The sequence below is a fragment of the Hydrotalea lipotrueae genome (genome assembly GCF_019249625.1).
GTDB classification, from domain to species: domain Bacteria; phylum Bacteroidota; class Bacteroidia; order Chitinophagales; family Chitinophagaceae; genus Hydrotalea; species Hydrotalea flava.
This window is the reverse complement of the sequence record NZ_JAESDL010000028.1, coordinates 1-14,718: the sequence shown is the minus strand read 5'-3', so window position 1 is coordinate 14,718 and position 14,718 is coordinate 1. Positions and strand designations below refer to the sequence as shown.

The 14,718-nt window shown below is 35.5% G+C and carries 15 protein-coding genes; 7 read left to right on the top strand and 8 right to left on the bottom strand.

What is annotated here, in order from left to right:
• Positions 1–16 precede the first annotated feature (16 nt).
• The gene (locus JK139_RS13625; RefSeq protein ID WP_074420052.1) at positions 17–607 is read right to left on the bottom strand and encodes a hypothetical protein; all 591 of its coding nucleotides are present in this window, start codon (positions 605–607) and stop codon (positions 17–19) included.
• A 19-nt stretch (positions 608–626) separates the two neighbouring features.
• Between JK139_RS13625 and JK139_RS15680 the strand changes: the two genes are divergently transcribed.
• Positions 627–755 (top strand): hypothetical protein, encoded by a 129-nt coding sequence (locus JK139_RS15680; RefSeq protein ID WP_262900187.1) that lies wholly within the window; start codon positions 627–629, stop codon positions 753–755.
• A gap of 118 nt (positions 756–873) precedes the next feature.
• Here JK139_RS15680 and JK139_RS13620 read toward each other — a convergent pair whose 3' ends face one another.
• On the bottom strand, positions 874–1,911 hold the full coding sequence (locus tag JK139_RS13620) for an acetamidase/formamidase family protein (RefSeq protein WP_218331627.1): 1,038 nt from the start codon (positions 1,909–1,911) through the stop codon (positions 874–876).
• A 343-nt stretch (positions 1,912–2,254) separates the two neighbouring features.
• Positions 2,255–3,376 carry a Gfo/Idh/MocA family protein gene (locus JK139_RS13615; RefSeq protein ID WP_074420051.1) on the bottom strand — a complete coding sequence of 374 codons (1,122 nt, stop codon included), beginning with the start codon at positions 3,374–3,376 and terminating at the stop codon, positions 2,255–2,257.
• Between the two features lie 241 nt (positions 3,377–3,617).
• Between JK139_RS13615 and JK139_RS13610 the strand changes: the two genes are divergently transcribed.
• Both JK139_RS13610 and JK139_RS13605 read left to right on the top strand, forming a co-directional pair.
• On the top strand, positions 3,618–4,142 hold the full coding sequence (locus tag JK139_RS13610) for a DinB family protein (protein WP_074420050.1): 525 nt from the start codon (positions 3,618–3,620) through the stop codon (positions 4,140–4,142).
• A 457-nt stretch (positions 4,143–4,599) separates the two neighbouring features.
• Positions 4,600–5,907, top strand: coding sequence for a sugar porter family MFS transporter (locus JK139_RS13605; RefSeq protein WP_218331625.1), 1,308 nt, complete (start codon positions 4,600–4,602; stop codon positions 5,905–5,907).
• Positions 5,908–5,928: 21 nt separating this feature from the next.
• Here JK139_RS13605 and JK139_RS13600 read toward each other — a convergent pair whose 3' ends face one another.
• The 3 genes from JK139_RS13600 to JK139_RS13590 form a co-directional block, all read right to left on the bottom strand.
• Positions 5,929–6,888, bottom strand: a complete 960-nt coding sequence (locus JK139_RS13600) for an alpha/beta hydrolase family protein (RefSeq protein WP_074420048.1) — start codon at positions 6,886–6,888, stop codon at positions 5,929–5,931.
• A gap of 76 nt (positions 6,889–6,964) precedes the next feature.
• Positions 6,965–7,711, bottom strand: coding sequence for a BlaB/IND/MUS family subclass B1 metallo-beta-lactamase (gene bla / locus JK139_RS13595; protein ID WP_218331623.1), 747 nt, complete (start codon positions 7,709–7,711; stop codon positions 6,965–6,967).
• 96 nt (positions 7,712–7,807) lie between these two features.
• The gene (locus JK139_RS13590) at positions 7,808–9,121 is read right to left on the bottom strand and encodes a Zn-dependent hydrolase (protein ID WP_218331621.1); all 1,314 of its coding nucleotides are present in this window, start codon (positions 9,119–9,121) and stop codon (positions 7,808–7,810) included.
• Positions 9,122–9,694: 573 nt separating this feature from the next.
• Between JK139_RS13590 and JK139_RS13585 the strand changes: the two genes are divergently transcribed.
• The 4 genes from JK139_RS13585 to JK139_RS13570 are packed head-to-tail and all read left to right on the top strand — an operon-like array spanning position 9,695 to position 12,011.
• On the top strand, positions 9,695–10,126 hold the full coding sequence (locus JK139_RS13585) for an OB-fold protein (RefSeq protein ID WP_074420595.1): 432 nt from the start codon (positions 9,695–9,697) through the stop codon (positions 10,124–10,126).
• A 31-nt stretch (positions 10,127–10,157) separates the two neighbouring features.
• Complete coding sequence (locus JK139_RS13580) at positions 10,158–10,544, top strand: c-type cytochrome (protein WP_074420594.1); 387 nt, start codon at positions 10,158–10,160, stop codon at positions 10,542–10,544.
• A 17-nt stretch (positions 10,545–10,561) separates the two neighbouring features.
• On the top strand, positions 10,562–11,101 hold the full coding sequence (locus tag JK139_RS13575; RefSeq protein ID WP_218331619.1) for a YceI family protein: 540 nt from the start codon (positions 10,562–10,564) through the stop codon (positions 11,099–11,101).
• 7 nt (positions 11,102–11,108) lie between these two features.
• Positions 11,109–12,011 (top strand): DUF5777 family beta-barrel protein, encoded by a 903-nt coding sequence (locus JK139_RS13570; protein ID WP_218331617.1) that lies wholly within the window; start codon positions 11,109–11,111, stop codon positions 12,009–12,011.
• A gap of 66 nt (positions 12,012–12,077) precedes the next feature.
• Here JK139_RS13570 and JK139_RS13565 read toward each other — a convergent pair whose 3' ends face one another.
• Together JK139_RS13565 and JK139_RS13560 are read right to left on the bottom strand one after the other, a co-directional pair.
• Complete coding sequence (locus JK139_RS13565; protein WP_218331615.1) at positions 12,078–12,719, bottom strand: hypothetical protein; 642 nt, start codon at positions 12,717–12,719, stop codon at positions 12,078–12,080.
• A 439-nt stretch (positions 12,720–13,158) separates the two neighbouring features.
• The gene (locus JK139_RS13560; RefSeq protein WP_218331613.1) at positions 13,159–14,100 is read right to left on the bottom strand and encodes a 3-keto-disaccharide hydrolase; all 942 of its coding nucleotides are present in this window, start codon (positions 14,098–14,100) and stop codon (positions 13,159–13,161) included.
• Positions 14,101–14,718 lie beyond the last annotated feature (618 nt).

The window sequence follows — 14,718 nt, the reverse complement described above, 5'->3', positions numbered from 1 at the left end:
TTTCACCTATCAAACACTAATCAGCCACAACACTTTGAAATAAGGGTGCATGCCTTATTTCAATATTTTTTACGTTATGTAAAACAGCAGCAGGTATACCCCTGGCTACCGGTGCTTTCAATTCGTCTATTTCAATCCCATTTACATCATTACAATACATTACAGGCCTTTCATCATTTTCGATTGTTTCAAATTGTATATCACTCAATGTTAAATCCTGCACATGCCGAACAAACAAGCCGTAAGCCGGCGTTTTTCCGAGCAAAAATGGTTCAGGATAACCTTTGGCTAATTCAGGAAACGAACGCAAACCATCAGCCTTTGTACCACCACCTTGGTATTGTACCGTAATATGCCTCAATTGAATATTTTGAATGGCATAATCCGGCACACCGGTGATTTGTATACCACTTAAAGAATCGGCATTCAGTACACGTATATTACTGATATAAATATTTTTTACGCTCCCCTCTTTAGTCGTTGCTAACGGCCCTCTGTTTCTGCTTCCCAATGTAATATAAATAGGGTAATGCCGAACATTTTCCATTACAATATTATCTACAATAATGTTATTCATTTCTCCGCCATCTACTTCCTCTAAGGCCAAGCCATTGCAACTTTTGAATATGCAATTAGACACCACACAATTTCGAAAACCTCCATTCGACTCTGTTCCAAACTTAATGCGGCCACCTGACCATCCAACTTCCGAAGGAATTCTGGTACCATCTAAAAAATTTGAAGTTGAAAAATAAATAACTTACCGGAACCTCTAATAACAATACCTATATTGAAACTTCAGATAATAATTTAAATACAAGCATGCAGTTATGGTAATTTTATAAAAAGTATCTATCTTATGCAACAAAAGTTTTAATGTGAAACAAAAATGTATTTTGGCAACATCACATGCACCCCAACATTACCATCAACAAGTTCTGTTATAACTACATCAGCAGCCACACTGCATAGCATATAGGCATCTGCCTCTGAAAGTTTTTTTGTTTGCATTAAATAATCAATCATTTGCCGAACTGCAATATGAGTGGCAGCATTTAAATCACGGTCAAAGCCCATTGTAATTATATGTGTGGCAGATTCAGCTCTGGGCCATTGTAGACTTTTGCCCTTGTGCACTATAAAATGCAACTTACCGATGAGAGAAGTTTCAATTGCCGTAATATCTACTTCACCATCACCCTGGGCTGCGTGGCCGTCTCCAATCTCAAATAAAGCGCCTTTAACGAAAACCGGCAAATAAAGTGAAGTGCCCGTTACAAGCTCTTTGTTATCTAAATTTCCGCCGTGGATCCAAGGTGGGGCACTATTCCATCTACCCGCTTTTTTAGGTGGCGCAACACCCATACTACCAAAAAAGGGATGTAATGGAATTTCAATTCCATCGGCAAAATGACCTAACATTTTCTCACGGTCTAAATGAATAATTTTTGTTTTACGGTCAAATATTTCATCCGACAAAAAACCACCTTGCCCTATACCATTGTAGCCATAATCAATGGGCAAATCAATGCTGTCAATATGTACCTCTAATACATCGCCAGGCGCTGCTTCTTCTATAAATACAGGCCCTGTCAATACATGCCCGCCTGGCCCACGATCTTTTACAGCCTGTACAGCAATTAATTGCTTTTCTATTTGATTAGCAGGTACCCCAGCCTTGATAAGATGTTCTGGATTAGATGTTAGTACAGTTCGTACTCTTACATAATCGCCAGAATGGATGTGTAAAACCGGTGGCATTTCAGACCAGTAACTTCCCCATACAACTGTTGAATCGGTAGGGTTCAGTATAAAAGGATTTTTTGCCGTTCCTTTCTGTTGGGCATAAGTAAACACGAATAACATTATAGAAAATAATGATAACACTACTTTAGTTTTTGAAGAAGACATATTAGATAATTAAGTTCATTTCTTTAATAATTACAATCATCTGTAAGTTAACCAATATACATGGTTTCCAAATCAAAAATCTTCTAATTCATTTACTTTAATTATTATTATCGATAACATTATTGATCAGCCAATAAAATAGTGTAAAATGAACTGGTATACTTCAAAAAAAATTTGAAAACCAAGAACCATCATCAGAATAATTTTATACTAATTGTCTTAAACATTTTTGAAACAATTGAAAGGATTTCGAGCACTTTTTTTAATAAAGTTCATCGAGGTATACCTATCATTATCGCACGAAAATGCGTTTGCTGCAATAATTAACTGAATGATGAACGGTTTAATAAAGCACAGTTCGCCCCAATTTAGCAGATTCTCTGGCTTTATCCAGAATTTTAACGACCATCAAATTATTTTCTAAAGAATATAAACCATAAGGCGCAATGGTAATATTTTTTCTAAGTACGGCATATAGATATGCATAGGGGTTAGTAAACACCTGAATATCGTTTGCTGTAATAATTTTTTCTTTTTCCTCCTGTTCATTTTTGCGGAAACGCATTTTTTCAGCATTTACCGAAATGATATACCCCGTATCCCCATATACTTCCATATCTTTTCGACTAAAAGGCCAATTCCAAGAGGCCATAATAATGGCCTGTGTTGTTGGATAATTAATGATGATAGTTGCATCATCATCAACCTTTGGATAAATATCAGGTTTAAATTGACGGGTAACTGCCTGTATGGAAATGGGTTGTGCACCATGCATTATCCGGGTAATCAAGTTTGCACCATAACATCCAAAATCAATAATTGCGCCACCTCCTTTTTCAACAGGGTCGGTTAACCACTTAAAGAATGCTTTCGGCACGCCTATTTCTTTCGGTCCCTGATGCCCGTCATGAAAGACAACTTTCCTGATATGCCCAACATAATTACTGTCCTTCAATAATTCAAATGTTTTTTCAGTGGAAGGATACCAGGATGTTTCATAATTGGTTAAAAGAAGTATGTGAAATTGTTGTGCTAATTTTTGCATTGCAACTGCATCCTTATAATTGGTTGCTAATGGCTTTTCAAGCATTACATGTATCCCCCTGGGAGCACAGGCTTGCACTACTTTTAAATGATCATGGATAGAACCATAAGCCAGAACCGCCTCTGGTTTCAACTTATCAAGAGCTAAACCCAGATGAGTATAAAATAAACTGCTATCTAAATGATACTGTTGAATGGTTTGTTTAATTAATTGCAGATCTGGTTCATAGATACCAATTACATTAACATCTTTCCGGTGTATATTATTTAAAATCCATGCAACATGCCCATGACTGATTCCTGCCACTACTACACGAACAGGCATATTTTTTATATCAATCTTTTTTTGAGCCAAAATATAAGGAATAATGATACATTGAAAACAAAATAAAAAAATCAATTTTTTCACTGGTGCTAACATAATTATTTGGTTTTATAATTTTTTTACTAAATCATATTAAAAAGGATATTATAATAATTAAAAAAATATTACACAAACCATTGAACAAATAAAAATTTTTGCATTTAAAGAGATGCCGTTATTTTATATTTATCCATACCTTTATTCTAATCAATTTCAATTAACCCCTTTCGAAAATATAAATATTTTTACAACCCATATTTAATTTTTAAAAAAATAATAAATATAATAGGCTATGCGAATGTTTACTACACTAATTACCATTATTTTAGTGCCCTTCTTTTGTGAAGCACAAAATAACAATGCGCTTATACAAGCACATATAAACAAATTTATAAATTCCGAGAAATACACACTCGAAGTGGCGTCTGAAATGCCCGATTCTTTGTATAATTTCAGGCCGGTAAGTACCGAAATGTCTTTTAAACAACAACTAATTCATTTGGGTAAAAATATAATTTGGCTTTGCATAAAGTATTTAAATGAACAACCAAATTTACCGTCATTTTCGAACAACCTGGTAGCAGAAGAAATGAATAAAGACCAGACTATAAACTTCGTAAAAAAAGCCTATGAATATGGTATAACATCATTTAAACATTTGGATACAGCCAGTTTAATGAAAAAATTTGATTGGTCAGGTACCCAATTAAATAAAATCCAATTCCTTAATTTAATAGAAGATCATCAAACACACCACAGAGCCGAATTACTTGTTTATCTTAGGTTAAATAACATTAAACCACCTGAATATATTGGCTGGTAAATGAAATTAAATAACTTAAATTTCTCCACTGATTATAATGAAAAAAATTTCAGAGTCATTAATATGCACCTAATTTTCACATCATTACCTTCTCGCGGTTTTACCGACTAAGTTAACTATAATATTTTCAATTTTACTAAAATATAAATATATATTATTGAAGTAAAAGTATTAAAACGAATGGCTCCTTAAAATATTTTTTTATATAGTTTCACTTCATTACATTCGGTATGTTATAATATTTGTTAAAAGGATTACTTCTTTTAAATTTTATTACATGTTGAACCGATTGATTGCCTTTTATTTATACCCACCAATAGCTTCAACCACTTTAAGCGCTAAACACATTGCTTTTGTACTTTCATTAAAAATATTTATAATTTATATAATATATTTTTTGATGTATAAAAAAATAAATTTCAGTTACACACAATAAATAAATGATTAATAAAATTTTATGAATAAAAAATTAATTTTATGGTCTGTTACCGTTGGTTTAGGCGGCTTATTGTTTGGTATGGATGTAGCCGTTATATCGGGAGCCGAGCAGGCAATTCAACAACTCTGGCAACTTAGCAACTGGATGCATGGAACGGCTATTGCCATGGCATTGTATGGTACCGCATTTGGAGCGGCGCTGGGTAATATTCCTGCTAATAAAATAGGCCGAAAAAAATCTTTGTTTTGGATTGGTATTTTATTTTTAATTACCTCGTTAGGTGCTGCAGTTTCTACTAACGTATATGCGTTTATGCTCTTTCGTTTTATCAGCGGACTTAGTATTGGAGCCTCATCAGTAGTAGCACCGGTTTATATTTCTGAAATAGCACCCGCCAAATATCGGGGACGCATGGTTATTTCTTTTCAGTTGAATGTAGTGGCCGGTATTTTACTAGCCTATTTTTCAAATTATTTACTACAGGGCTTCGATGGAAAAAACGACTGGCGCTGGATGCTGGGTGTAGTTGCCATTCCTTCAGCTGCATTTTCCATACTGATGCTATTTACCCCTGAAACACCCCGTTGGCTGGTATTGTATAAAAAAGATGATGCAGCAGCCAGAAAAGTATTGGCTTTAACAGAAGATACGACCGACCATTTAATTGAACGCATTAAAAATTCAGTAAGTTCTAGTAAAGAAAAACTTTTCCTGAAAAAAAATAAACGTTTGTTAATACTCGCTTTTTTGATTGCATTTTTTAACCAGCTCTCGGGCATTAATGCCATTATTTATTTTGCACCCAAAGTATTTGAAATGGCCGGCATTGGCCGCAGCGCCGCTTTATTTTCAACAGTAGGCATTGGTGTGGTGAATTTAATTTTTACCATTATTGGTTGGTCGCTGATTGATAAATTTGGCCGCCGAACGCTTATGTTTATTGGCTCTTTCGGATATATTGTTTCTTTATCATTAATTGCGATTGCTTTCAATAGCGCCAATCACAGCATGATTGTATATTATGTATTTCTATTTATTGCGGCACATGCAGTTGGGCAGGGGGCTGTTATTTGGGTATTTTTATCAGAACTTTTTCCCAATGCCATTCGCGCCAGTGGTACTTCATTTGGCTGTTTAACGCATTGGACATTTGCGGCATTGGTAGCACAAGTATTTCCCTTTTTCGCAGCAACAGTATCGGGCACCCTTATTTTTGGTTTCTTTGCTTTTATGATGGTGTTACAATTGTTGTACGTGTGGAAAATGATGCCCGAAACAAAAGGTGTTGCCTTAGAAAATATGGAAAGCACCATTGTGCTGCATTAAAAACATTGTGCCTTTCATGGCTTAATGCAATCCATCAATAAATGTTACAATGGCTTCAACCAATTGTGCGCTGATGGGTAATTGCGGATTATTATAGGTATCTATATTGGCATTTCTATCACCTGTAACCATTTTAAAAATATGATTCATATGGGGAATCATCACCAATTTTGCTTTCGTACTCGCCTTTGCCAATAATTGTGCATCTGCTTCACTCACCTGAATATCATTCATGCCCTGAATAATACATACAGGCAAATTGCTTAGCTGTTGTATAACAGTGGTAGGATTATACCGAAACCAGGATATTAAATAAGGCTGAATAGAAGGCCTAAACAGGTTATACAGTAAGGGGTTAACGTATTGTAAGGTTTTACCCATTTCTAATGTATCAATATCAGCATATATCCAATTACGTATTACTTCCGGCTGTTTAGCCAACTGTTCTTTCAATAATGTACCGGCAGATTTACCTGCACCGGCTATCGACACAAATGCATCAGCGCTATGTTTTGAGGCTAACATACCAATTAAAGAACCTTCGCTATGCCCAATAACAATGATTGAATTAAATCTTTTATCCCTGTGCAATAATTGCAACCAGGCAATGGCATCTTGTACATAATCAGTAAACCGAATGTCAGACTCACTTTTTAATGCGGCTGCACTGGCACCAATACCGCGTTTATCGAACCGCACAGAGGCAATGCCATGTGTAGCCAAACTATCAGCCAGCATTTTTAAACTCTGGTTTTGCATGGAAGGATTATTGCCATTACGATCGGTAGGGCCCGAACCGGCAATGATGAGTGCCACGGGCATGGGGGCAGTACTTTCAGGCAGCGATAAGGTTCCTTCAATAGTACCGGCAGGAGTATGCAATGCAATTGGTAATTCATGAAATACAGAATGCACCTGTGCTTGTAAGGCAACAACAAAATGCAGGCAGGTATATAAAAGCAATACTAATTGTTTAAGCATGGCGTGTCTTTAAACCTTGAAATTAAGCAGTACCTTCTGATAAAGGGGAAATACTGCCCTGTTTATCAGATAAAGGTTATTGATTTTTTTTCAGATAATCATCTACCAATTTTGCTGTATGCGCCAAATTATTAACTCCATATCCATCTAAATGTCCGGGTATAACATAAGCCGCCTGCGCAAATTTCTGAATGGTTTGTTGAATTGCCACACGCCAGGCAGGCACATTGGCATCTGACAAATTACCTATATTATTTGTTTCCTTACTCTTTATGAAACATCCGCCATATAATATTTTATCGTTGGGAAACCAGACAACAATATTATCACTACTATGCCCTTCGCCCGGATAAAATGTTTGGAACTGAACATTCCCAACACTAAAAACAGTATCTTTTGTAAAAACATATTGGGCTATCCCTTCATTTTTTTCCCTGCATAAATTTTGCGTTGCTGTTGAACTGTATGTGGCAATTCCCTTTGTTGCATAATAAGGTAAACCAACGGTACGATCGCTGTGAAAATGGGTGGCAATGCAGAGCACTACATTTTGATGGTGGCGGGCTTGAATACTATCTAACAAAGGTTGAAACTGCGTAGTATCCCACGGCGTATCCAACAATACTACTCCGTTATTGGTTACTACATACATACCATTGGAAGGATATGGCATACCATTTATGTTACCATAAGTAGTAAAAATATAAAAATTACCATTCAAATGCTTGATCAAAAGCAAGTGATGGATCGGTTGGGCATAATTTGGCTCCCATGCAAAACATACCAATAATGTTATTAAACTATACTTCCATATTGAATTCATTCGAAGCAGTGATAACTTAGTAGAAATATTTGTGAGCATCTTCAAGATTTAAGCACAAATAATAAATGTAATTTTAGCTTAAAGTATATTTACTTTCTATTGTCGGTCTAATTGTAATATGCTTTGTAATAGTACATTGGCTCCTTTATAAATTGCTTCAGGTGTGGAATATTCTTTGGGCGAATGGCTAATACCTCCCACACTTGGAATAAAAATCATTCCGGCTGGTGCCAATAGGGCCATTTCCTGTGCATCGTGCCCGGCTCCACTGGGCATAACTTTATAAGAATATCCTAATTGTGTAGTGGAAGTTTTAATGATATCTTGAATTTTACGGTTCATCAAAGCCGGTTTAGATGACATGTGTAGGTTTTTAAAACTAATAGTAGTAGCCGTTTGGGTTGCAATACTATCTGCGCGAAGTTCAATTGCTTTAAACATATTCCAAATTTTTTTTTCATCAAGGTCACGTAATTCAAGGCTAAATACAGCTTTACCGGGAATTACATTTGTGGCGCCAGGTTCCACAGCTATTTTGCCTACATTGCACACTTGTATTCCTGGTATGCCTTTCACGATATCATTGATAGACACAATTAACTTTGCTGCTGCCAGTAAAGCATCCTGTCGGTGTAGCATTGGTGTAGTACCTGCATGGTTAGCAAATCCGTTGATAGTTACTTCCCATTCTTCAATACCTACAATTCCCTCTACTATACCAATGTCCTTTTTTTCATTTTCCAGAAAAGCTCCTTGTTCAATATGCAGTTCCAAATAAGCTGCAAAACTCCCTTTAGGCTTTATTGCATCTGCGAGCTTGTCTGGATTACCTCCAACAGCACGAATACCTTCAGCAATGGTTAATCCACTGGAACTTATTTCATGTAGTGCTGATTTGTTGAGATTACCTGCTACAGCATGGCTGCCTACTACCCCTCCTTCCTCATCTATAAAATCAATTACCTGCAAGGGGTGTCGGGTAACAACATGATGTTCCTGCAATACCTGCATCACTTCAATGGCACTAATTACACCTACTGCTCCATCGTAATTACCACCTAGTGATACCATATCGGTATGAGAACCCATGACGATGGGCAATAATGACATATCTTGTCCAGCTCTGCTGCCAATAATATTACCAGCAGCATCAATATGCACATCCAAACCGTTTTTTTTCATCAGTTTGCTTATATAAGCCCGTCCTTCTATATCGCCATTACTGAAAGCTACACGGTTACCTCTACCCAGGCTATCTTTACCATATTGTGCCAGTTCACAAATGTATTGTTTTATGCTTTCCTGATTTGTCCTTAACACAGTTCTATTAATAATCTGCTGACCAAAAATATATATACCAAACAGCATAGCTGTCATGGAAAATAATGACCGGCGCCGAATTTGTTTCATTGTTCAATGAATGATTAATATTATGACTTCATTTTTATCCAATTATAAATTTACTCTTTTTAGCAAGAAATTGGGAAAATAATTTCATTTACTGAACAATTTATTGCGCGTTGCAACATTTTAATATCCCCCTGATAATTTTATTAATAAATTAATGACAACAGCAATTTAATACTGTAAAATTGTTTTGCTTACAATTATAATAAAAGCGGATTTAAAGCTTACTTACTATTCAAAAAACACTTTTGATTACAAAAATGAAATTTTTGTAGTTTTTTCCCATTTTACCCGCTAATCAGAGAGCTTTTTTAAAAACTGGATGCAAAGCTTTTCAAAACAGTAATAGACCATATGATATTCCAAAAACGTTTATTTTTTAAATGAGCTAAACAACCTTTTTCTAAAATATTACGTATGTAATATTATAATTAACCCCCTGCGATAATAATAACGCAGTTTAAATTATTGAAAAAAATAAAAAACAGGCATAAATAAAGAAAACAGATGATAATTTTTTTTCAAAATAAACCATAAAATATTTTGCTTTCGTCTACCCAATAAAATTAAATTATAATGAGAATAAGCATAAATAAACATAAACATGTATACATTCTCATCATTGTTATCATTTTATGTTCTTTAATATATGCCTGGTATTTATACAATAAACCACACCAGGGTGTAGAAAAAAGCAAACCTGTAATAACTACTTCAGCAGTTAACTTTTATCATCTATATTCTGAAAATGAAGGTGAAGGTGATAAAAAATTTTCAGGAAAAGTAATTGAACTGAGTGGTATAGTAGACGATGTTGAGCTAAGCGATAGTTCTTTTAGTGTGCATCTTGCTGCCGGAAATACATTAAGTGGTATTAATTGCAGTATGTATTTCCCGAAAAAAAAACAAATAGAGCCTCCTAAAATTGGATCAGTCATACTTATCAAAGGAAGATGTGCAGGCTATTTAATGGATGTAAATTTAGTTGATTGTATTATAGAAAAATAAGAGCAAAAAATGTATTCTAAAACATAACAAAATGAAAAATAAAATAATATTTTTTTTAGCCCTTCTGCTATCATCTCTTTTATTCTTTGAAAGTTGTACCAAACAAAGTGAAGACCAGCTTTTATCTCCCTCAACACTTTCCTGCGATACCATCAATGTGCAATATAGCACTACTATTGTTGCCATACTTAATGCCAACTGTTATCGTTGCCATGGAGCAGTAACAAATGGGGGCAGTGGTGGCATTATTCTTGAAGGCTATTTTAATTTAAAAAAATGGGCTGATAATGGTTATTTGGTTGGGAACATAACACATGCACCCGGATATGTGCCGATGCCTTACGACGGAGGCAAATTATCTGACTGCGATATTAACAAAATAAAAGCATGGATAAATCAGGGTACAAAAAATAATTAAGTTTTAAAAATGGTGATATGAAAAAAATATTATTATGGATCTGTTTAAACCTGTTTTTTTTCTTAGGATATAGCCAGGTATATCTTACTAGAACAGGATTTATTGGTTTTTATTCCAAAACACCGTTTGAAGATATAAGAGCTGAAAATAATCAGGTATATGCCGCCATTGATACACATAATAAAGACATTGCATTTGTTTTATTGATGAAAAGCTTTCTATTCACAAAAGAATTGATGCAGGAACACTTCAACGAAAATTATGCGGAAACAGATAAATTTCCTAAAGCCAATTTTATTGGTAAATTCTCTGGTACGGTTGATGTTTCAAAGGAAGGGGTTTATCCAATTAATGTAAATGGTAATCTAACTATTCATGGAATAACCCACAATATACAAACACCCGCAACCCTACAGGTTAAAGCGGGTAAACTTTTGGGACATGCACAATTTTATATAAAACCTGAAGATTATGGTATCAGTATTCCTTCGATTGTACGCAATAAAATTGAAGAAAAAATGAATGTAATAGTAGATATTACCTGTACAACAAAATAAAAATAATATGCGAACAAGAAAAATTTTCCTGTTTATTTTTTTAGTAGGCATTTGTAAAAACATACAAGCGCAGGATTCCTCGTTTCTATCTATGTTAAACGATTCGGTAGCTGCACATGCTAAAACCACCTATGTTACCGGAACATTTAAGGGCAACCATATTGTAAATATGCAAACGGTTGAATCGCCTGCAAAAGGTGCTATGTATTTTCTTATTATGCATAGGTTTGGCGCATTAAACAGTGGGGCTTATAATTTATTTGGATTGGATAATGCAACATTACGTCTTGGTTTTGACTATGGTATTACGGATCTTCTTTCGGTGGGTGTTGGCAGAACTTCATTAGATAAAGCTTTTGATGGTTATGTAAAATATAAATTTGTAAGACAGACTGATGGCAGCAATAAAATTCCGGTAACAGCAGATATACTGTTGGGAGTATCGAATTATACCCAACGTTACCCAGATAAACCATATTTAGATGCCAGCTACCGTACAGTATATACAGCACAATTTTTAGTTGCAAGAAAATTTAAAAAATACTCATTACAAATAGTGCCCACTTTCCTCCACTACAATCTAGTGCCTACAGCTCAGGATGCCAATAATATCTTTGCAATCGGTATTGGAGGGCGCGTAAAACTTACCAATAGAATGAGTATTACAAGCGAATACAATTATCTTCCACCTAATCAAGTAGTATCGATGACTGTATATAATTCTCTTTCTTTTGCCTGGGAAATAGAAACAGGCGGGCATGTATTTCAACTAGTCTTCTCCAACTCGCAGGGAATGACAGAACCTTACTATATTACCCGAACTGCAGGAAGTTGGGCGAATGGAGATATTTATTTCGGATTTAATATTTCACGAAATTTTAATATAACAAAACATGCAAAGTTAAAATAGTATAGTATTTTCTATCCAACTACAATGATTGTACTACGTTTCATATAATACCTATATATTATCATACTATTTAACAAACGCGGCTTTTTTAAAATCTACTTTCAATACTACACCTGCCTGAATTCCAATGCCATTACTTTCCACGTTATTGATTTTTCCGCTCAAGTTAAAAATGCCAATTTCAGGAATTATACCAATTACTGAATTCAGGTTACTAGACAATCCGATACTCCCGCCAAATATGCTAACATAATTATTATCTTTACCGCCCAATGCACTTGGTATAACTGTTTGCAAAAGTCTGCTATTAAATGTGATGGAAGTACTACTATTCAATTGTCGGGTGATAGAAATGGCCACCCCGGGCGACCAAGCAGATTTATTGTTATCCAATATTTTCAAATAAGCATAACCCCCGCCGGCAATTACAGCTATTTGGTAGGGCGCAGTAATATTGGTTAATCGCAGTTTTGCATCTATAGCACTTCCTAAAGTTGGGCCTACTATTAACCATGGTATGGGAACAGTACAAAGCCTGCAACCAATATCTAAATTTTTTGAAATTCCATAACTTAAACCCGCATGTGCTAAAAAGGGCGTATAATTAGTGGTAGCCGGGGTTTTAATAAAAGTTACCTGACCGCCTGTACCACTAATAAACACAAAATCTTTGGGTTGTGCTGTAGTAGCAGTTTCAAAATTTAACACCCGCTGTGCATGCACTTATTCTAATAAGCATAAGCATAAAAATGAAAACAATAATTTTTTATTCACCTCTCTATTATTTTATTTATTTTATACATGTAAAGCTAGCTGAAGATAGGTGTTTGATGGGCTTAAAAATTGCTTACAAATAGCTATACAAAAAAATATAAAATAAAACACAATTCCCTCACAAAACTTAACTAAAAAAGCGCTCTCATCTATTGCTGTAATTCATCACAGGCTAAAAAATGTTTATTTAAAAATTAGTGATAGTGCCTATCTTTTAAAATCGGTTAAAATATTATTCGAAACAGGATTTAACCAATATTAAACAATTTTAGTAGTACAACAATGAAAATAAATTTATTTACTATTTTATTAATTCGAATCTGGTTCTAGCTACTATCGTTACTTTTCGGTAGTATAGCCGACCACCTAATTTCTACTCTCTTGCCGGTGTAATTGCAATATTCCTAAATTCAATAGGCCCATGATCTCCCTGGAAATATATGGGGCCGGGAGTACCTTCATTACTGTCTAAAGCACCTCCGGTAATACCGGGTATTTCGCGGTTACAAATTACTTTTATACCATTGGCAATTACAGTAACCATTCTGTCCACCAGGGTAATGTCGAACGACTGCCATTCGCCGGGCAATTTAGCCACCATTTCGCTCGGAGCTATAAAGCCGTAAATAGCGCTGAATAAACCTACAGCAGGCTCTTTGCCCTTACTGTCTATGATCTGCACTTCATACCTACCGCGCAAATAAACGCCGCTATTGCTTTCTGCAGGATACCGAAATTCAAGATGCAGTTTCAAATCGTTAAACTTCTTATCGCTTACCAAATTAGAACCCGAGTGTGGACTTTTCAACACGCCGTTTTCAACCACCCATTGGTTCTTGCCCATGGCATGCCAGCCACTCAGGTCTTTGCCATTGAATAAGCGGATGGGTTCACCCCAAACAACAGGTTTATCTCTGTGCAGGCGAGGCGCCCTATGGGCTATCCAGGTAAAATGTTCTCCCTCACTACTGGTTCCCGTACCCACCAAACTATCGCCCTGTAGTGTACCTTCTATGGATAAATATTTATCTGATTGTTCCCATTGTGGCGGAATGGCAAAATGCATTGTATTGTTTTCAAAAAACACTTCCGAAATAGGCCGGGCACTACCTCCAGGGCCTACAAATTGTCCTACCAGTGTTTTCAACCCGGAATGGTACACGCCCAACCAGGAAGGTAATGCCTTACCGTTCAATTGTAATACCATATCCCATCTGCCCTCTAAAGGCGAACCTTCCGGCGGCATTACTACTTGTGCATGCGCTACAATATGCATACAAAACAAAAAAAATGTGAGGAAAGATAGCTTTTTCATAAGCAAGTACCATTTAATGAGGTTAGGAATGAAACAAACAATGGACCAACAGGCTTTGTTTGCATAGCATGAAATTACAGTTTTTGAAGCAGTCAGAAAAAAATTCAGGATTAAACCTCTTGTACTTATTTTAATGTAATATTTTTTACATGCGTATACTTTCAGAAAACCTAAGCCAACTTTGGGTTTCATCAAAATATTAAGAAAAGAAATTACAATACCTACTGTTTCCCGAAGGAATGATGTACAATAAGAAAAATAACACAGTTTGAACCGTCAGTATCAATACCCTCTTCGCCACTATTGTCCAACTGCAAGGCATTACAGCACAAAATAAAAAGGCAACCTTGTAAAAGGTTGCCTTTGGAAAGCTTCCAACGGACTGCCTACCAATAGTTCTACATTTTTAAAGGATGTGCTGGGGGTGGCGGGGCTTTGAGGGGATGTTTTTCTAATTTGAATATTGATAGTGTGAAAATATATAAATTTTAGGTTGTATTACACCTGCACACATGCAATTAGCTATTTGGAATAAATGAAGATTGGTGTTAGTAGCTGCAAGCTACAAAAAAGTACGGCGTAGGCAAAGCCATACGCCGAGTGTGGTTTTATTGTTTT

Coding starts and splice junctions, on each gene's coding strand:
- JK139_RS15680 (WP_262900187.1), top strand. CDS start 627: ATGCAATTAGACACCACACAATTTCGAAAACCTCCATTCGACTCTGTT.
- JK139_RS13620 (WP_218331627.1), bottom strand. CDS start 1,911: ATGTCTTCTTCAAAAACTAAAGTAGTGTTATCATTATTTTCTATAATG.
- JK139_RS13615 (WP_074420051.1), bottom strand. CDS start 3,376: ATGTTAGCACCAGTGAAAAAATTGATTTTTTTATTTTGTTTTCAATGT.
- JK139_RS13610 (WP_074420050.1), top strand. CDS start 3,618: ATGTTTACTACACTAATTACCATTATTTTAGTGCCCTTCTTTTGTGAA.
- JK139_RS13605 (WP_218331625.1), top strand. CDS start 4,600: ATGAATAAAAAATTAATTTTATGGTCTGTTACCGTTGGTTTAGGCGGC.
- JK139_RS13600 (WP_074420048.1), bottom strand. CDS start 6,888: ATGCTTAAACAATTAGTATTGCTTTTATATACCTGCCTGCATTTTGTT.
- bla (WP_218331623.1), bottom strand. CDS start 7,711: ATGAATTCAATATGGAAGTATAGTTTAATAACATTATTGGTATGTTTT.
- JK139_RS13590 (WP_218331621.1), bottom strand. CDS start 9,121: ATGAAACAAATTCGGCGCCGGTCATTATTTTCCATGACAGCTATGCTG.
- JK139_RS13585 (WP_074420595.1), top strand. CDS start 9,695: ATGAGAATAAGCATAAATAAACATAAACATGTATACATTCTCATCATT.
- JK139_RS13580 (WP_074420594.1), top strand. CDS start 10,158: ATGAAAAATAAAATAATATTTTTTTTAGCCCTTCTGCTATCATCTCTT.
- JK139_RS13575 (WP_218331619.1), top strand. CDS start 10,562: ATGAAAAAAATATTATTATGGATCTGTTTAAACCTGTTTTTTTTCTTA.
- JK139_RS13570 (WP_218331617.1), top strand. CDS start 11,109: ATGCGAACAAGAAAAATTTTCCTGTTTATTTTTTTAGTAGGCATTTGT.
- JK139_RS13560 (WP_218331613.1), bottom strand. CDS start 14,100: ATGAAAAAGCTATCTTTCCTCACATTTTTTTTGTTTTGTATGCATATT.